Below are 17,942 nucleotides of genomic sequence, written 5' to 3'. Positions count from 1 at the left end.
AGTTCAGCCGCTGATGAGCTTGACTTCCATGAAGTCTTCCAGCCCCCATTTGCCGCCTTCGCGACCATTACCCGACTGCTTGTAGCCTCCGAACGGGCTGCCCGGCGCGCGGGAGGTGCCATTGATCTGCACCATGCCGGCACGCAACTTTCGAGCCACGCGTTTCGCCCGTTCCGGGCTGCCGGTCTGGATATAGGCTGCAAGTCCGTAAGGCGTGTCATTGGCAATGGCGATGGCTTCTTCTTCCGTATCGAAGGGGATCATAGCCAGCACCGGTCCGAAGATTTCTTCGCGGGCAATCGTCATGTCATTATTCACATCGGCAAAGACGGTTGGTTTGACGAAGTCCCCTTCGGTGAATCCATCGGGACGCCCCGTTCCACCAGCCACAAGCCGAGCACCTTCGTCGATGCCCTTCTGGATCAGTTTCTGCACTTTCTCGAACTGGATCGAAGAGGAAAGCGGGCCAATATGATCGCCTTCTTCTGCCGGGTCACCAACCTTCGTGCCTTCCGCCACCTTCCTGGCGAGTTCGACCGCTTTGTCGTAAACCGAACGTTCGACCAGCATGCGCGTCGGCGCATTGCAGGACTGGCCGGTATTTTCGAAACAATGGGCAAGGCTGCGGGCAATGGTCTTTTCGAGGTCGGCATCGGCGAAAACGATATTCGGCGACTTGCCGCCAAGTTCAAGCGAAACCCGCTTCACCGTTGCTGCTGCAGCTCGAGAGACCGCTGTGCCTGCGCGCGTCGAGCCGGTAAACGACATCATGTCGACATCCGGATGCTGCGACAGGGCCTCACCAACGACAGCACCTTCGCCATTGACGAGATTGAACACACCTTGCGGGAAACCAGCCTCATCCACAAACTCGGCGAAGAGCATGGCCGACATGGGGGCAATCTCGGATGGCTTCAGTATGACGGTGCAGCCGACAGCTAGCGCAGGGATAACTTTTAGCGCGATCTGGTTCATTGGCCAGTTCCAGGGCGTGATGAGGCCGCAAACGCCAATCGGTTCGCGCACTATCGTCTGGTTCGGAAATTTCGGAGAAAGAAGCTCTTCGAACTCGAAATTCTCGAATGCTGCGATGAAGGCTTTGGTATGCGAAAGGCCTGCCGCAGCCTGCGATTCCCGCGCAAGCGTGATTGGCGCTCCCATTTCCAGCGAGATCGCCTTGGCCATTTCCTCAAGACGAGCTTCATAAATTTCCACGAGCCGTCGAATATAACCGATGCGGTCCGCGGCAGAAGTTTCGCTCCAGGACGGGAATGCCTTGCGGGCAGCTGCGACCGCCAGATCAATGTCTTTCGCAGAGCCTGCAGAGATTACGGCATAAGGCTTCTCGTTAGCGGGATTAATGACCTCAATGGACTTGGCCTCTACCGGAGCGCGCCATGCGCCATCGATATAGAAGTCTGTTTTCTGAATGAGGTTTTTCTGAAGCATCGTGCCGTCCTCCGTCGCGCTTAATGTCCCGGGTCGTTTCAAGCGGACCCGGTTTGTGTTTTGACACTAATACCCGGACATTGCAGCGTCAAAACAGAAGGCTGCATGGAAGCATCAATTTTTCTTATTCATTATCGTAAGCCTCAATCTCGACGCCCAAAGCGGCCAGCCCTTCCTCAAGATAATCTCCGAGAAGTGGTGTGCCGATAAGATACTTGGCCTCCCGACCATTATCGCGGTCGGCAGCGGTTGACAGGGCTTCGTCCCATTCGTCGACGCTGAAATCACCCCGTCCTACCCACATCAGCGCCAGCAGTTCCTGTCGTTCGTCTATGTTAAGAGAACGAATAGCCGCAAAAAGTTCCTTTCGAGTGGGATTGGTCAGCGAGGCATCGAGAATATCAACTTCGTTGTCATCGCTGGCGTTGGATCCGGAGTCTTCATCGGTAGCGGGAACCTGAACATCATATTCCCGAGCCTTGGCGATAATAAATTCCAAATTCTCAATATTGTTGACCAACTCGACCACGCTCGCCTCCGTCACCTTGGCTATTTGTCAAACAACGCTTTCGCGAAGCCTTGGTTCCGGTTGCCTCAAAGAGCGGGATCGGCTTCGCGCAGCCTGTAACCGACGCCTGTTTCGGTCAGGATATAATGCGGCTGATCCGGCGATTTTTCAATCTTCTGCCGTAGCTGGCGGACATAGATGCGAAGATATTGCACGTCAGCCGCCGGTCCCCAGACCTGGCTTAAGATGAAATGGTGAGTCAGCACTTTCCCTGCATGCTGTACGAGCAAGCTCAGGATATCATATTCTTTTGGCGACAGCTTAATTTCTTCGCCGTTCAGTTTTACAATGCGGCGCACGAGATCGACGGTCAGACCACCACATTGGAAAAGCGGCTTTTGTCCCTGCTGTTGTAGTCGATGCCGCAAGGCGACCCGAAGACGAGCGGCAAGCTCCTTCATTCCGAAAGGTTTCGGGATGTAGTCATCTGCCCCTTCTTCAAGGGCGCGGACAATCCCGGCTTCATCGGTGCGGCTCGAGAGGATGAGAATTGGCAAGCTTATTCCGTTCTCTCTCCAGCGTTGGAGCAGAGTATGGCCGTCGGTATCAGGAAGGCCCAGATCGAGCACCACGATGTCGGGCTTATCCATTGCAATGCGTTCGTCAGCTTGGCTGCCATCTGCAGCTTCGACAACGGTATAGCCTTCTGTTGTCAGTCCGACCCGCAGCAATTTGCGGATGGCTGGTTCGTCATCGACAACTAGAATCTTGAGCTTCGGATCGTTCATGAATCCCTGTCAACTTCATCAGCGGGAATGGGCAAGGTGACCGTAAATACAGCGCCAGTACCTTCTTGTTGGTTACCTGCCCGGATGGAGCCTCCCATCGCCTCGATGAAACCGCGTGCGATAGGAAGACCCAGTCCGGTGCCAGCCTGAACGTGATCTCCTTTACGCACACGATAGAACGTATCGAACACATGCTCCAGATCGTCATGAGGAATCCCTGGGCCTCGATCCGAGATTTCCAGCGTTATGTTGGATGTATCCGCGTGAGCTTTAACCGTAATGGGCGAATTCTCCGGAGCGTATTTTGCGGCGTTGTCGAACAGATTGAATAAAGCCTGCTCAAACAGGACGGCGTCAAGGTGGACCATCGGCAGATTGACTGGAACCGCGACGTTGACCTGATGGCAGGCGAGTATCCTGGATGCACGATTGAGTGCAGCCCCGATCAGGTCTCCAACAAAATGAAGCGAGAGATTAGGCTTCATCGCACCGGCTTCGATGCGGGTCATATCAAGGAGATTGGCGATGAAGCGGTTCAAGCGTTCAGATTGATCCACGACGGTTGCAACAAGCTCTGATCGGTCGGCGTCCGGCAAAGATGCGGAATAGTCGCGCAGTGTCGTCGCGGCTCCGAGAATGGCAGCCAAAGGGGTCTTCAGATCGTGCGAGATGGAGGTGAGCAATGCCGAACGCAGCTTGTCAGCTTCGGCGGCCAGTTTTGCCCGCTCTACATCGCCAACAAGCTGAACGCGTTCGATGGCAATTGCTGCCTGATCGGCCAGAGCTTCGAAGAGACGCTGTTGCTCAGGCGTGAGAATTGGGCCCACACGATCATTATCGAGACCGATAACGCCAACGGACGTTCGTGCAGTTTTGAGAGGCAGATAGAGCCGCTTTGCACCCGGCAGCGTATTGGCGCCGCGGCCTGCCGGCAAGTCATGCTCCCAGGTCCAGTGCGCGGCAGCTATATCAGCATCGTCCAGAGTATCATCTGGCGGATAACCGGCCCTGACAGCAATGCTGTTAACGTCGGGAAGCAGAATTACGACCCTTACCTTGAGCATGGATGCGATCTGGAATGCCGTTGCCCAGAGCACATCATCAATTGAACCTGTTCCTGCCAGCTTTTTACTGAAGAGATACAGATCTTCCGTCATGCGCGCGCGTTGTCGCGCAGCCGCGGCCTGCCTTTGGACGCGACTTGCCAGATTGCTGGCGATAACGCTCACAAACAGGAAGAAAACCAACGCTACGACACTTTCGGGATCGGCGATTGAAAGCGTGTAAAGTGGCGAGAGAAAAAAGAAGTTATAGGCGAATGCGCTGATTACGGATGCAAAAAGCGCAGGCCAAAGACCGAGGGTGACTGCGACACCAAGAACGCCAACAACGAATACCAGCGCTATGCTGCGCACATCCAAAAACTGATCGAGCAACAGCCCGACAACAAGGGCTACGCCGGTCATTGCCATGCCGATCAGATAGGGCGTTACATCGGGCGGTGTGTTGTGCCGGGCGGTGTTTATCTTGCGGCTGGCGCTCCCATTTTCGTGCTCGACCCCGGCTGTTATATGAATATCGATAGCACCGGAAAGCCGGACAAGCTCGCGCGCGACGGACCCGTCAATCATCTCGCGCCAACGCGACTTTATGGACTTTCCGGCTACGATCTGAGTGAAGTTGTGAGCTGAAGCGTAGCGAACAATGTCTTCGGCTACTGACTGGCCCGGAATGGTGATCGTTTCCCCGCCAAGCTGTTCGGCAAGCCTCAACGCCGTTGCAAGCCTGTCCTTTGCTTCATCGGCGAGCCCCGCAGAACGGGCGGTTTCGATATGGATTGCGGCCCATGGGGCGCGAAGGCGATCTGCAAGCCGACGGGCATAGCGAACAAGCGATACACTGCGCGGACTGTCATCGACGGCGACCAATATGCGATCGCTTGCCGCCCAGGGCCCTTCTATCGCATGAGCGCGCATATGGCTGAGAAGCTGTTCGTCTACACGTTGGGCGGTGCGGCGCAGCGCCAGTTCGCGTAACGCTGTCAGGTTGCCGGGGGAAAAATAATTGCGGATCGCCCGTTTCGCTGTCTTGGGAAGGTAGATCTTGCCTTCATTGAGCCGTTTAATGAGATCTCCGGGGGTGAGATCAATCAGTTCGATGTCGTCGGCACGGTCGATTATGCTGTCGGGCACAGTTTCACGCACGCGAATACGGGTGATCTGCGCCACAACATCATTCAGGCTTTCGACGTGCTGGATATTGAGCGTTGTGTAAACGTCGATACCGCGCGCCAGAATTTCCTCTACATCCTGATACCGCTTGGGATGCCTGCTGCCGGGCGCATTCGTATGTGCAAGTTCATCTACCAGAACCAGCTGCGGCTTGCGCGCCAGAACCGCATCGATATCCATTTCTTCGAGTTGATGACCCCGATATGCAACGCGCGCGCGAGGAATGATTTCAAGCCCTTCAGTAAGGGCTTCAGTCTCCGCTCGTCCGTGCGTTTCGACAATGCCGATGACGACATCTATTCCATCAGCTTTGCGCGCGCGGCCCGACATCAGCATTTCATAGGTCTTGCCGACACCTGGCGCAGCACCGAGAAATATCTTCAGACGGCCACGCGTCTCGCGTTCCGCCTGTTCAAGCAGAGCATCCGGGGAGGGTCTGTTTTCGCCGAAACGAAGCGGGTCCGATGTCAAACAAGGCTCCTAACAGGAAAGGGCGGCAAATCTTGCCGCCCGAGTTATTCTACTTGGTTTCGTCCCTGTCCAGAACAAGGTTCAGCTCGAGAACATTGACCACCGGCTCCCCGAGGAATCCAAGTTCACGAGGTTCGATCTGTTGCTCTACAATCCGGCGCAATGCGGCTTCATCAATCCCGCGTGCCTTTGCAACGCGAGGCACCTGATAGAAGGCTGCCTCCGGGGAGATATGCGGATCAAGACCGCTTGCAGATGTTGTCACGAGGTCAATCGGTGGTTCTGTAGAGCCTTCTTGGTGCGCAAGGGCCGCGGCGTTCGCTTTAATCCGCTCAATGAGCTTTGGATTGGTTGGGCCCAGATTGGAACCACCGGAGCTTGCGGCATCGTAACCGTCTTTTCCTGCGGCAGATGGCCGACCGTGAAAATACCGATCGCTGGTAAAATTCTGGCCGATCAATTGGGAGCCGATGATTGTGCCGTCCTTTTCGATAAGGCTGCCACTGGCTTTCGCCGGAAAGATCGCTTGGGCGATGCCGGTCATGCCGAGCGGATAGAGTAATCCGGTTATAACGGTAAGCGACACGATCATGACAAGCGCTGGACGAAGTTGTTTCAGCATTTTTGCTTATCCTTATACGAGGCCAAGGGTGATAATCGCCAGATCGATGGCCTTGATGCCCACGAACGGCACGACGACACCGCCGAGTCCGTAGATTAAAAGATTACGCGAAAGGAGAGCGCCTGCGCCGACCGGCTTATAGGTGACGCCTCTCAACGAAAGCGGGATCAGGGCCACAATGATCAGGGCATTGAAGATGATGGCCGACAAAATGGCACTCTGTGGAGAAGCCAATCCCATAATGTTGAGCGCGCCCAACTGCGGATAAAAGGCCAGAAACATCGCCGGAATGATTGCAAAGTACTTCGCAATGTCATTGGCGATGGAGAATGTGGTCAGTGCCCCCCGCGTCATCAGCAATTGCTTGCCGATCTCAACAATTTCGATGAGTTTCGTGGGATCACTGTCGAGGTCGACCATATTGCCTGCTTCACGCGCGGCAACCGTGCCGGTGTTCATGGCCACGCCTACATCAGCTTGCGCAAGGGCAGGGGCATCATTGGTGCCATCGCCGCACATTGCAACAAGTTTGCCCTTGGACTGTTCCTCGCGGATCAAAGACAGTTTGTTTTCAGGCGTTGCCTGCGCCAGAAAGTCGTCCACCCCGGCTTCGGCGGCGATGGCTGCTGCGGTCATCGGGTTATCACCGGTAATCATGACTGTACGAATACCCATCCGGCGCAGTTCCGCGAAGCGTTCACGGATGCCGCCTTTGACGATGTCCTTCAGATGCACGACACCAAGGAGTTGACCATCCTTGGCGACAGCAAGCGGTGTGCCGCCCGCCTTGGCGATCGTATCAGCGATGGATTGCAGTCCGGACAGGGTGCCTTGATCAACGCGGCTGCTCTGCTCCACATAGGCGAGCACCGCATCCACCGCACCTTTGCGAATGACAGAACCTTCAACATCTACCCCGCTCATGCGGCTTTGTGCGGTGAACGGTACAAAATGAGCGTGAAGGCTCTGCATGTCGCGCCCACGCAGGCCGTATTTTTCCTTGGCAAGAACGACGATAGAGCGACCTTCCGGTGTCTCATCGGCAAGCGAAGCCAACTGTGCCGCGTCGGCCAAGTTTTGCGCGGTTACGCCGCTGACAGGTACAAAAGCAGTCGCCTGACGATTGCCGAGGGTGATCGTTCCGGTCTTGTCGAGAAGAAGCGTGTCGACGTCCCCTGCGGCCTCTACGGCACGACCAGACATGGCAAGCACGTTGAACCGAACGAGACGATCCATGCCCGCAATGCCAATAGCGGAAAGCAAGGCGCCGATTGTAGTCGGGATGAGTGTTACAAACAGTGCAACCAGCACTGTGACCGGAACATAACCGCCTGCATAGGTCGCAAAACTCGGGATTGTCACAACGGCCAGAACGAATATCAGCGTCATGCCTGCAAGCAGAATGTTGAGTGCGATCTCATTCGGCGTCTTCTGACGTTCGGCACCTTCCACCAGGCTGATCATCTTGTCGATGAAGGTTGAACCCTGCGCGGCAGTGATGCGGACCTTGATCCAGTCGGACAGGACCTGTGTTCCACCGGTGACGGCGGAGCGGTCGCCGCCGGACTCGCGAATGACCGGTGCGGATTCCCCGGTGATGGCCGCTTCGTTAACGGAGGCCACGCCTTCGATGACTTCGCCATCCGAGGGAATAATGTCACTGGCTTCCACCAGAACCACATCACCCACCTTCAGACTGGTCCCCGGTACATTCTTCCAGCTTTGGCTTTCCGGACTATCCAGAAGTTTGGCCTGCGTTTCTGTTCGTGTGCGGCGCAGGGAGTCCGCCTGCGCCTTTCCACGTCCTTCGGCGACGGCTTCAGCAAAATTCGCAAACAGAACCGTGAACCATAGCCAGAGAACGATCTGGAACGAGAAGCTGGCATCGGGATTGCTGGTGGCAACGTCCTTCAGGAGAAGCAAAGTGCTCAACAGTGAAACGACTGCAACCACAAACATTACCGGATTGCGTGCAAGGCTCCTCGGGTTGAGCTTGCGGAAGGCATCGCCGATGGCGGGTAAAAGGATGCGGGCATCGAGAATGCTCGCGGATTTGGACTGGCTCATAAAGGAGGCTCCAGTAAATTACGTTTCCGTTTCGGAAAATCTCAGATCAACCCGGCAAGCTGAACCGCGAGAAGGATGGCGGTCGTTGCCAGAAGGATAGAGAGGATGCAGTTTGAGGGGCGCAGCATCAGAACATTTGTCCCTTGATCATTGCGAAGTGCTCGGCGACGGGCCCGAGCGCCAGCGCGGGGAAGAAAATCAAGCCACCGACTACGAGAATGACGCCAATCAGCAAGCCGACGAAAAGCGGGCCTGTTGTCGGGAAGGTACCGGCGGATTGCGGAGCGGCTTTCTTGGCGACAAGCGAACCGGCGATTGCGAGAGCCGGAATGATGACGAGAAACCTTCCCATCAACATGGCGAGACCGATCGTGATGTTGTACCACGGCGTATTGCCGGATAATCCACCAAAGGCAGAACCATTATTCGCTGTCCCTGAGGTATAGGCGTAGAGGATTTCCGAGAAGCCATGCGGGCCGGGGTTGGCGATTGACGCCAGACCTGTCGGTAGGACCGAAGCAATGGCCGTGAATCCAAGAATGGACAACGGCAGGCAAAGGACGGCCAGCATCGCCATCTTCACCTCCTTGGCTTCGATTTTTTTGCCGAGATATTCGGGAGTTCGCCCAACCATCAGGCCAGCTACGAAAATGGCGACGACGACGAAGAGGACTATGCCGTAGAAGCCTGCGCCAACCCCGCCGATGATTATCTCCCCAAGCATCATATTGATCATGGGGATCATTCCGCCGAGCGCCATCATGCTGTCATGCATGGCGATCACTGCGCCACATGAGGCAGCGGTTGTAACAACGGCGAATAGCGCGGACATAGCGATGCCGAAGCGTGTTTCCTTACCTTCCATGTTGCCGCCGTCAATTCCGAGTGCATGGATAAGAGGATTGCCGGTGGCTTCCGCCCAGTAGCAGACTGCAACGCCCGCGACGAACAATATGCCCATGGCGGCAAAGATCGCCCAGCCTTGGCGCTCGTTGCCGACCATCCGCCCGAAGACGTTGGTCAGCGAAGCACCGATGGCGAAAATCGCAACCATCTGGATCAGGTTGGAAATGGCGTCGGGGTTTTCGAAAGGATGCGCGGAATTGGCGTTGAAAAAGCCGCCGCCATTGGTGCCAAGCATCTTGATCGCGAGTTGCGAGGCGACTGGCCCGAGCGCTATCACCTGTCGCGCACCCTCCAGCGTCGTAGCTTCGGCATAGGCTCCAATCGTTTGCGGCACGCCGAGACTGACGAAAGCCAAGGTAAGGAGGACGCACAAGGGCAGTAGGATGTAGAGCGTGCAGCGCGTAAGATCGACCCAGAAATTTCCAAGCGTCTTCATCGACTTACGCGAGAACGCGCGAATGAGCGCTATGGCGATGGCAACGCCGGTCGCAGCTGAAACGAAGTTTTGCACTGTCAGCCCTGCCATTTGCGTCACGTAAGAGAGTGTGCTTTCGCCGCCATAGTTCTGCCAGTTGGTGTTGGTGACAAAACTTGCGGTGGTGTTGAAGGCGAGATCAGCGGGAACGTTGCTCATGCCCATCGGATTGAAGGGCAGGGAGCCTTGAACCCGCTGGAGCACGTAAAGGAGCAAAAAGCCCGCCAGGTTGAAAAGAAGCAGGGAAACGGTGTAGGTTGTCCAGTGCTGCTCTTCGCGTTCGCTCGTGCCTGCGAGACGATAAAGCCCGCGCTCCGCAGGCACCAGGATTGGTGAAAGAAAAGTCCGTTCACCGTTGAAAACGCGCGTCATGTAGCCGCCGAGCGGCTTGACGAGCAAAATGATGATCCCGCAGAAAACGAGGATCTGAATCCATCCATTAAGGGTCATTGTCTTTTCCGAGGACTGAATAGCTGCCGGTTACGTGGTGTCGGCCAGAAACCCGCTTAGAATCGTTCTGGTCGCAAAAGCGCATAAAGAAGATAGGCGGCTATGAAGACGGCGACCAAAGCGCCGGCGATGTATTCGATCATCATGACCTGCCTCAAAGCCTTTCGCAGATGCGCAAATAGCCGAACAGCAGGCTAAAAAAGCCGATGCCGATTGCAAGGACGAAGAAATCCATAATCATGCCCGAGAGGGCTCCCTGTTTCTTACAGGGGCATTATGTTGCCGTTTGGCATAGGGTTTCGAGAGCGAAGCCGGGACCGAAAAATAAAAAACTCATATATGGAAGCGGCCCTTTAGGAGCGATGCCAGGGAACGAGAGTTAGAGCGAGGCTGCAGCTGCAGCCCGGCCCGCCGTCCGACCGGAAAAGATGCAGCCGCCAAGAAACGTCCCCTCAAGCGCGTTATATCCGTGATAGCCGCCGCCGCCGAAACCGGCGGCCTCACCTGCAGCGTACAGGCCAGGTACTCTTTCTCCAGCTGAATTGAGAACCTGGGCGTCCAAGTCGGTATGCAGGCCGCCGAGTGTCTTGCGTGTCAGAATATGAAGTTTGACTGCAATGAGTGGACCATTGGAAGCTTCCAGCATTGGATGCAGGGGAACGGCGCGTGTAAGACGATCGCCGATATAGGCCCTGGCATTATGAATCGCCATTACCTGAGCATCCTTGGAATAGCGATTGATCAGCTCGCGGTCCCGCGCTTCGATTTGATCGCGTATATGGTCAAGCTTGAGAAGCTTTTCTCCCGTTAGACTGTTCATTTTTGCAATGAGTTCATCAAGCGTAACCGCTGTGACGAAATCCGCTCCATTGTCCAGAAATGCCTTCACCGGAGGTGGCGGGGCTTTACCAAGGCGGCTTTTAAGCAAGAGTTTCCAGTCCTTGCCGGTGATATCCGGGTTTTGTTCCGATCCGGACAGGGAGAATTCCTTACGAATGATTTTCTCCGTCAGGACGAACCAGGAATAATCGTAGCCGGTGGATAGAATATGTTTGAGCGTGCCCAGTGTGTCGAAACCGGGGAGATAGGGGGCAGGGAGGCGATCACCCCTGGCGTCGAACCACATGGAAGACGGTCCCGGCAGAATGCGAATGCCATGGTTCGGCCAAATCGGGTCCCAGTTGCGCACGCCTTCCGTGTAGTGCCACATGCGATCGGCATTGATGACGTGACCGCCTGCGGCTACCGCGATATCAATGCCTCGCCCATCGACATGGGCCGGAACACCCAACACCATTTCTTTCGGCGGATTGCCGAGCCGGTCGCGTGGCCATGCTCTTCGAACTTTGTCGGGATCTCCGCCTATTCCCCCCGACGTGACGATCACGCAGTCCGCGAAGTAGGCGAACTCCCCTACGGCATCTCGTGATGAAGGTTTCCCGCGCTCAACGGTCGAAGGGGCCAGCACTTCGCCATAGACGCCGCTGGCTCGTCCGTCTGTAGTGGCTATGCTGTTGACTCGGTGGCGGCATTTCAAGGTAATAAGCCCTTTGCCGATCGCTTCACGAAGAGATCGTTCGAACGGCGCAACGACGGCGGGCCCAGTGCCCCACGTAATATGAAAACGCGGCACGGAATTGCCGTGACCATCTGCTCGCGCGCCGCCGCGCTCTGCCCAGCCCACAACAGGAAACCAGCGCATGCCGAGACTGTGGAGCCAGGATCGCATTTCTCCGGCGGCAAACGCCAGATAAGATTCCGCCCAGCGCTTTGGCCAGTGGTCTTCGGGTCGATCAAATTGTGCCGAGCCGAACCAATCTTGCCGTGCGAGATCAATATTGTCCTTGATTCCAAGACGACGCTGTTCGGGACTGTCGACCATAAACAGTCCACCGAGCGACCAGAATGCCTGTCCGCCGATGGAGTTTTCGCCTTCCTGTTCGAGGAGAATGACTTTGCGCCCGGCAGCAGCCAGCTCGTGAGCCGCGACAAGCCCCGCTAGTCCTGCTCCGATGATAATCGCATCAGCATCAGCCATCCCCGCTTCCTCTCTCCCAAAAGGCGCTTGATACAGGCATCGTGACTGAAGGGACGAAGCGTTGCAAGCGATGGCTGAAACTATTCAACCGAAGAGATAAGGCACGGTCCAGTCGGCAATCAGCTTGATGGAGAGTCCGAACAAGGTCAGTTGAACCAGCAAGAAAAACGGACCGTCCGGCATTATTCGCGTCAGCTTGGCGCCGACGAAGGTACCGACTATTGCAGCGGGAACCAGCCAGAGACCAAGCGACGTATCGAGGTGGGAAAACTGCTGCAACTGCCAGTAAGGAACGAGTTTAACGGCGTTGACGATGGCGAAAAGAATAGTCGAGGTACCGGCGAAGACCAGCTTCGGGAGGTGTTGTGGCAACACATACATCTGAAACGGTGGAGCCCCGGAATGAGAGACAAAGCTGGTCAGTCCGGTAAGTACACCCCAGAATGCTCCGCCGGGCACATCCGCCTTTCTGGCTTTCTTACGATAACGGGCGCCGAACCACGCGTTGAAACAGAAAAGGATACCAACCAAGCCGACCAGCATTCCTATGAATGTAGGCGACAGGTGCGCACTGAACATCCATCCGATGCCGACGCCGAGAATCGCGGCGGGAGTCAGGATCGCGAGATTGCGTGGGGAAAAATGGCGGCGGTAAAGATACAGCCCGAACATATCGCTGATGACATAGATCGGAAGCAAAAGCGCAGCAGCAGTGACGGGTGATATGACTAATGCCATCAAGGGAACGGCAAGTGTACCAACCGACGGCAAGCCACCTTTTGAAAGCCCGACAAGAAATGCCGCAATGACTGCGATTGCGAGAAAAAGGGGCGTATGTTCGATCATGTAACGGCGATGTCAGATTTGCGAGCGGTGAAAAACATCTCCGGTCGGAGGACCGGAGATGTTGTGTGTGGATATCAGGCGTGGGCCCATTCCCAATAAAGGGCACGAGCGCGTTTGGTCAGCGGTCCATATTCCAGTTTGCGGTCATCGAAACCGACGATCGGGACGACTTTGCTCATGTTGCCTGAAGAAAAGATTTCGTCTGCCTGGCGGAAGTCGTCAATTTTCAGAACGGTTTCATGAACGGAAATGCCCGCATTGCGCAACAGGTTGATGACCCTCTGGCGAGTGATGCCGTTGAGGAACGTGCCGTTGGCGGCCGGGGTGAACACCTCACCGCCGCGGACCATGAAAACGTTGGAAGTTGCAGTTTCTGCGACATTGCCAAGAACGTCCGTCACCAGAGCATTGTGGAAGCCCTTTGCCTTGGCCTCACGCAGCATGCGCGCATTGTTCGGATAGAGGCACGCAGCTTTGGCATTGACCGGCATGACTTCCATATAGGGTCGGCGGAACGACGTAGTGGTGATAGTGAAGCCTTTTGGTTCGACCATGGGGATCGCTTCCAGGCAGAGTGCAAAATCCGTTGACGAGGCAAGCGGCGCGACAGTGCTCGTGTCGCCTTCTTCTGCCCAGTACATGGGACGGATATAAACGTCTGTTCCCGGCGCGAATTTCTTCAGGCCTTCGCGCGCCAATGTTTCGATATCGCTGGTAGAAAGTGTGGGCTCCAATCCCAAAGCGCGGGCTGAATCATTGGCGCGTGCACAATGACGGTCGAGATCGGGCGTAACACCTTCAAACAGGCGTGCGCCATCAAATACCAGCGAACCAAGCCAGGTCGCCTGCGAGGCTGCGCCTAGAATTCGTACATCCCCTTCACGCCATTCGCCCTTGTAATAGGTCCACATCGCCCGCTTATCGTTCATTTTCCTAGTCCTTTGACAATATTCTTTCATGCTTCCGCCCGCGTCAGAACGCCTTCAAACACAGATCGTTGTCGGAAAATGCTCGGAGCGTCTCGATATGATTGAAACGGATCAATGTCCTAAGCACACTTTTAAGGTGCGGTTTCATCGATCCGGCACGGGCCTGCGTGCATGGTAGGAGGAGGCAACGCCGGAGACAAGCGCGAACTTGTCACGGTTTGCTTTCAGGATTGTTCTTCAACAAGCGCCGGGGTGGGCTCCGATGTAACCACAGCCGGAGGGCCCTCCACGCCGCGTTGTCTTTCGCGAATGAAAGTAAAGAGACCGGAAATAGTGATGAGAACGATGCCGATCATCATTGGCGTGTCTATATGGTCGTGGAAGACGAAATATCCGAACAGGATCGCCCAAATCATCTGACTGTATTGCGGAGAGGCGATGGCGCTCGCAGGCGCGCGCTGGGCCGCAAGCATCAACAGGATATTGGCTAGTGCTGCCAGAAGACCGTAGCCTGCGAGGTAGATCCACTGCTCAGTGTTGGGTGCCTCAAATGACGGAGCCATCAGAGCTCCGCAAATGATGATGGGACCGATCAACCCGCTTGTATAAAGGGATATGCGCAATTCCTGCTTACCCATGACGCGGAAGATGATGATGCTCATCGCTCCGCCCATGCCGGCAGCAAGTGCTCCGAGATGGCCGATGGAAAGCTCCCGGAATCCAGGCCGCAGCACGATAAGAACTCCGACGAATCCGATAAGCACCGCCGACCATCGCCTCCAGCCAACCTGCTCTTTCAGGAATACCACGGAAAGGATCGTCACGTAGGCAGGCAGGAGGAAAATGAGCGCGAAAGCCTCCGCCATGGAGAGATGTGTGAATGCGGTAACGCTGCCTATGGTTCCCATGGCGGCCGTTACGGTCCGCAATAGCCACATCTGAATGTTGGTTGTGCGAAACATGTCCAGCCAGACATCGTCTGCTTTCTTTGTAAAAGGGATAGCCAGCAGACCAAGGACGGCGCCGAAAAACGCGACTTCATACGGCGATAACGTTCCATCGAGAAACTTGACGCAGGCGTCGCTGACAGCGAATGCCGCATAGGACGCAAACGCGAGAAAAATACCATAAAGCATGACGATGTCCGAAAGAAACGGGGGGAGGGGTTCGTTCCTATCGTTCCCTTAATCGATTAGAAGCCTATTGGCAAAAGACATTTCTGAAATTCTGTTTTTAAAGTCTATAAGCAGCTCATTGCTTGAGGAAGAAGTAAATTCGACCTTTTCAAGGTTTCGAGCTCAAGCAAAAACGCATGCCTCATTTGCAATCATATCCGTGGTGGAAATTTGGGCAAACGCCTATTTACCCATCATCCAAACGAGGAGAAAGCAAATGAACATTCGTCAGAAAGTACAGCAGTTCGTATCCCGCCGCCGCGCTATCCGTGAGCTCGGTGCAATGGACGACCATCTTCTTGCCGATATCGGTGTTTCGCGTTCGCAGATCCAGAGCGCAGTTTTCGGTAAGTAATAACTTATGGCGTGTCTCCCGAAGGATCGCCCCGTAAGTGAAAATCGAATAAAATAACAAAGCGTCGGTCTCCAGTCCCGACGCTTTTGTTTTATGTATCCCTTATTTAAATAGTTTTTCCTGGCCGACATTCTGGATTAGGTTCGGTATCGCGGTACGCTGGAACCGCTTGAATCCAGTCTTGTCCATCATCTTCTCACAGAATGCTAATGGGACATAATCCGTGCCTTTTTGGGACAGATTGCGATTGCGTGTATCCTGAATTTCAGTCAACTTGTACTTGCGGGGGCGGCGATGAAGGTACGGTCTTTCCGTTTTAACTGCGGTAGAATTGCCGTTCTTCATCGCTTCTATTTCATAGCAACGTTCTATTGCCGGTGCATGTTGTCATACCAAGTCATTGCCAGTAAGAAGTTGGAATGCAGGAGTGCACGTAGATCTACCTCTTGCATCATCGGGCGGTCTCAGGCTTATCTGGCTGCCCGATGATGCAGAGGAAGACTCAAGATGGACATTGTCTGGCGCGGAATTCTGATCGGGATCGGCGCAACCATAGTAATGGATTTATGGGCACTTTTGCTTGCTGCAATGCCCGGACAGGCACGTCCAAACTGGGGTCTGGTGGGACGCTGGTTTTGGCATCTTCGGCATGGGCGGATTTTCCACGACGATATTTCCTCTTCTGCACCTTATAAGCATGAAGTAGCGCTCGGCTGGATCGGGCATTATGCAGTCGGCATTCTTTATGGCGTGATCTTTGCCATTTATGGTGGCGCGGAATGGTTTTCTGATCCAGTATTTTTCCCGGTTTGGATATTTGGTATACTGACGGTATCGGCGGGGTGGTTTTTATTGCAACCGGGCCTGGGAATCGGTTGGGCGGCGTCCAAGCTGCCAAATGCGCGCAATGTGCGACTGCTCAATCTTATAGCGCATACATTTTTTGCTCTTGGCATGTACGGAACGGCCTTGCTCCTGCAAAGCTCATTCCAAACAGTCGGTTAGAATTTGCAGAGCCGCATTCACGAACTGTCTTTTTTGAATCTGTTTCAAATATTTCCCGCAAATGAGTGACTGGCGCGCGGTGAAATCTCAGTCCACACTAAATCATGTCAACAAACTGGCATTCACGCGGCAGAACTGTGCTTTTGTCCGCGATGGGTGTATGGGGAACATGTCCGCCTGCAAATCTGCAGCGGCAACTAACATTATGGCAATCGCATAGGTTGCTTCAACTCGACACATTTGCGGGGCGCAATAGGTTGCGCGTCGTGATTTGACGCGAATTGGGGCGCTAAATTGACGGGCGCTTTGCCTTGGAGGGACGATGCTCGAAAAGCTGTTCAAATTGCAGGAACACGGCACAACGGCGAGAACGGAAATTATTGCCGGCGTGACGACCTTCCTGACGATGTCTTACATCATCTTCGTAAACCCGGATATTCTGTCCACTACGGGTATGGATCGAAACGCCGTTTTCGTTGCCACCTGCCTTGCGGCAGCTCTCGGCTCGATCATCATGGCGCTCGTCGCAAACTGGCCAATCGGCATGGCGCCCGGCATGGGTCTTAATGCCTTCTTCGCCTTCACCGTTGTTGGGGCGATGGGTTTTTCCTGGCAGCAGGCACTCGGTGCTGTCTTTATTTCGGGTATCATCTTCCTGATCCTGACCGTTACAGGTGTACGCCGCTGGTTGGTGGAGGGTATTCCACATTCGCTGCGAAGTGCGATTGCAGCCGGTATCGGCATGTTCCTGGCTTTGATTGGTCTGAAAAGCGCTGGTGTGGTTGTCGGCAATCAGGCGACTTTGGTTGGCCTGGGTGATTTGACGAAGGCGGGACCGCTTTTGGCGATTGCGGGCTTCTTCATTATCGCGGTGCTGGACGCCCTTAAGGTTCGCGGTGCGATCCTCATTGGTATTCTCATTGTCACCGTGGCATCTATCGCTCTTGGCATCAGCCAGTTCGGCGGTGTTTTCTCAGCGCCGCCTAGTCTTGCTCCGACTTTCCTTCAGCTTGATGTGATGGGTGCTCTGCATACTGGCATTCTGCACGTCATTCTCGTTTTCGTGCTGGTTGAAGTTTTCGACGCCACAGGCACGCTGATCGGCGTGGCTAAGCGTGGCGGTCTGATTGAACCGGGGAAACCAAACCGTCTCGGACGCGCCCTTTTTGCCGACAGCACGGCAATTCTGGGTGGTTCGCTTCTCGGTACTTCGTCCACGACGGCCTATGTGGAAAGCGCATCCGGCGTTCAGGCGGGGGGCCGTACAGGCTTGACGGCACTGGTCGTAGCACTTCTGTTTCTTGCGGCCTTGTTCATTTCCCCGCTCGCTGGTTCTGTTCCAGCCTACGCGACGGCACCGGCCCTTATCTACGTCGCTTGCCTGATGATGCGTGAATTGACCGAGATCGAGTGGCACGACGTAACGGAAGCTGCGCCGGCTGCGCTGACAGCTTTGGCTATCCCGTTCACCTATTCGATTGCCAACGGTTTGGCCTTCGGTTTCATCAGCTATGTCATCCTCAAAGCCTTCACGGGCAAGGCACGTGACGTGCATCTGGCTACCTGGCTGGTCGCTGCACTTTTCGTCATCCGCTTCGCATTCTTTGCGGAGTAACCGTAAAGCGCC

15 protein-coding genes are annotated in these 17,942 nt (G+C 55.1%); 3 read left to right on the top strand and 12 right to left on the bottom strand.

The window, feature by feature from the left end; genetic code table 11:
* Window positions 1-3: 3 nt before the first annotated feature.
* From ACOWVS_RS08740 to ACOWVS_RS08685, 12 genes are all read right to left on the bottom strand, one after another.
* Window positions 4-1,449, bottom strand: a complete 1,446-nt coding sequence (locus ACOWVS_RS08740; RefSeq protein ID WP_006473151.1) for an aldehyde dehydrogenase family protein — start codon at window positions 1,447-1,449, stop codon at window positions 4-6.
* A gap of 124 nt (window positions 1,450-1,573) precedes the next feature.
* Window positions 1,574-1,978, bottom strand: coding sequence for a DUF3775 domain-containing protein (locus tag ACOWVS_RS08735; RefSeq protein ID WP_006473150.1), 405 nt, complete (start codon window positions 1,976-1,978; stop codon window positions 1,574-1,576).
* A gap of 65 nt (window positions 1,979-2,043) precedes the next feature.
* Window positions 2,044-2,745 carry a response regulator transcription factor gene (locus ACOWVS_RS08730; RefSeq protein WP_006469034.1) on the bottom strand — a complete coding sequence of 234 codons (702 nt, stop codon included), beginning with the start codon at window positions 2,743-2,745 and terminating at the stop codon, window positions 2,044-2,046.
* Window positions 2,742-5,447 carry a sensor histidine kinase gene (locus ACOWVS_RS08725; RefSeq protein WP_006469033.1) on the bottom strand — a complete coding sequence of 902 codons (2,706 nt, stop codon included), beginning with the start codon at window positions 5,445-5,447 and terminating at the stop codon, window positions 2,742-2,744. Before ACOWVS_RS08725 ends, ACOWVS_RS08730 begins: the two co-directional genes overlap by 4 nt.
* 49 nt (window positions 5,448-5,496) lie before the next feature.
* A complete protein-coding gene (kdpC, locus tag ACOWVS_RS08720; protein WP_006469032.1) occupies window positions 5,497-6,069 on the bottom strand; it encodes a potassium-transporting ATPase subunit KdpC in 573 nt (190 codons plus the stop codon).
* 12 nt (window positions 6,070-6,081) lie between these two features.
* Entirely contained in the window at window positions 6,082-8,136 is a 2,055-nt protein-coding gene (kdpB, locus tag ACOWVS_RS08715; RefSeq protein WP_006469031.1) for a potassium-transporting ATPase subunit KdpB, read from the bottom strand.
* A gap of 127 nt (window positions 8,137-8,263) precedes the next feature.
* The gene (gene kdpA, locus ACOWVS_RS08710) at window positions 8,264-9,967 is read right to left on the bottom strand and encodes a potassium-transporting ATPase subunit KdpA (protein WP_006469030.1); all 1,704 of its coding nucleotides are present in this window, start codon (window positions 9,965-9,967) and stop codon (window positions 8,264-8,266) included.
* A 56-nt stretch (window positions 9,968-10,023) separates the two neighbouring features.
* Window positions 10,024-10,110 (bottom strand): K(+)-transporting ATPase subunit F, encoded by an 87-nt coding sequence (kdpF, locus tag ACOWVS_RS08705; RefSeq protein WP_353390991.1) that lies wholly within the window; start codon window positions 10,108-10,110, stop codon window positions 10,024-10,026.
* Between the two features lie 236 nt (window positions 10,111-10,346).
* Window positions 10,347-12,005, bottom strand: coding sequence for an FAD-binding dehydrogenase (locus ACOWVS_RS08700; RefSeq protein ID WP_063621079.1), 1,659 nt, complete (start codon window positions 12,003-12,005; stop codon window positions 10,347-10,349).
* 84 nt (window positions 12,006-12,089) lie between these two features.
* On the bottom strand, window positions 12,090-12,851 hold the full coding sequence (locus ACOWVS_RS08695) for a sulfite exporter TauE/SafE family protein (protein WP_006469027.1): 762 nt from the start codon (window positions 12,849-12,851) through the stop codon (window positions 12,090-12,092).
* A 74-nt stretch (window positions 12,852-12,925) separates the two neighbouring features.
* Entirely contained in the window at window positions 12,926-13,780 is an 855-nt protein-coding gene (locus ACOWVS_RS08690; RefSeq protein ID WP_031346972.1) for a branched-chain amino acid aminotransferase, read from the bottom strand.
* A gap of 224 nt (window positions 13,781-14,004) precedes the next feature.
* On the bottom strand, window positions 14,005-14,916 hold the full coding sequence (locus ACOWVS_RS08685; RefSeq protein WP_075041864.1) for a DMT family transporter: 912 nt from the start codon (window positions 14,914-14,916) through the stop codon (window positions 14,005-14,007).
* Window positions 14,917-15,172: 256 nt separating this feature from the next.
* Here ACOWVS_RS08685 and ACOWVS_RS08680 point away from each other — a divergent pair, with 256 nt between their 5' ends.
* From ACOWVS_RS08680 to ACOWVS_RS08670, 3 genes are all read left to right on the top strand, one after another.
* Window positions 15,173-15,310 carry a DUF1127 domain-containing protein gene (locus ACOWVS_RS08680; protein WP_006471330.1) on the top strand — a complete coding sequence of 46 codons (138 nt, stop codon included), beginning with the start codon at window positions 15,173-15,175 and terminating at the stop codon, window positions 15,308-15,310.
* Window positions 15,311-15,817: 507 nt separating this feature from the next.
* Complete coding sequence (locus ACOWVS_RS08675; RefSeq protein WP_006469022.1) at window positions 15,818-16,315, top strand: DUF2938 domain-containing protein; 498 nt, start codon at window positions 15,818-15,820, stop codon at window positions 16,313-16,315.
* A 322-nt stretch (window positions 16,316-16,637) separates the two neighbouring features.
* Window positions 16,638-17,930 carry an NCS2 family permease gene (locus ACOWVS_RS08670; protein WP_006471329.1) on the top strand — a complete coding sequence of 431 codons (1,293 nt, stop codon included), beginning with the start codon at window positions 16,638-16,640 and terminating at the stop codon, window positions 17,928-17,930.
* Window positions 17,931-17,942 lie beyond the last annotated feature (12 nt).

Source organism: Brucella sp. IR068, from assembly GCF_049065885.1.
Classification (GTDB): domain Bacteria; phylum Pseudomonadota; class Alphaproteobacteria; order Rhizobiales; family Rhizobiaceae; genus Brucella; species Brucella intermedia.
Note: the sequence above shows the minus strand (reverse complement) of the source record. Positions and strands in the feature narration are given on the sequence as shown.

Coding starts and splice junctions, on each gene's coding strand:
- ACOWVS_RS08740 (WP_006473151.1), bottom strand. CDS start 1,449: ATGCTTCAGAAAAACCTCATTCAGAAAACAGACTTCTATATCGATGGC.
- ACOWVS_RS08730 (WP_006469034.1), bottom strand. CDS start 2,745: ATGAACGATCCGAAGCTCAAGATTCTAGTTGTCGATGACGAACCAGCC.
- kdpC (WP_006469032.1), bottom strand. CDS start 6,069: ATGCTGAAACAACTTCGTCCAGCGCTTGTCATGATCGTGTCGCTTACC.
- kdpB (WP_006469031.1), bottom strand. CDS start 8,136: ATGAGCCAGTCCAAATCCGCGAGCATTCTCGATGCCCGCATCCTTTTA.
- kdpA (WP_006469030.1), bottom strand. CDS start 9,967: ATGACCCTTAATGGATGGATTCAGATCCTCGTTTTCTGCGGGATCATC.
- kdpF (WP_353390991.1), bottom strand. CDS start 10,110: ATGATCGAATACATCGCCGGCGCTTTGGTCGCCGTCTTCATAGCCGCC.
- ACOWVS_RS08700 (WP_063621079.1), bottom strand. CDS start 12,005: ATGGCTGATGCTGATGCGATTATCATCGGAGCAGGACTAGCGGGGCTT.
- ACOWVS_RS08695 (WP_006469027.1), bottom strand. CDS start 12,851: ATGATCGAACATACGCCCCTTTTTCTCGCAATCGCAGTCATTGCGGCA.
- ACOWVS_RS08690 (WP_031346972.1), bottom strand. CDS start 13,780: ATGAACGATAAGCGGGCGATGTGGACCTATTACAAGGGCGAATGGCGT.
- ACOWVS_RS08685 (WP_075041864.1), bottom strand. CDS start 14,916: ATGCTTTATGGTATTTTTCTCGCGTTTGCGTCCTATGCGGCATTCGCT.
- ACOWVS_RS08680 (WP_006471330.1), top strand. CDS start 15,173: ATGAACATTCGTCAGAAAGTACAGCAGTTCGTATCCCGCCGCCGCGCT.
- ACOWVS_RS08675 (WP_006469022.1), top strand. CDS start 15,818: ATGGACATTGTCTGGCGCGGAATTCTGATCGGGATCGGCGCAACCATA.
- ACOWVS_RS08670 (WP_006471329.1), top strand. CDS start 16,638: ATGCTCGAAAAGCTGTTCAAATTGCAGGAACACGGCACAACGGCGAGA.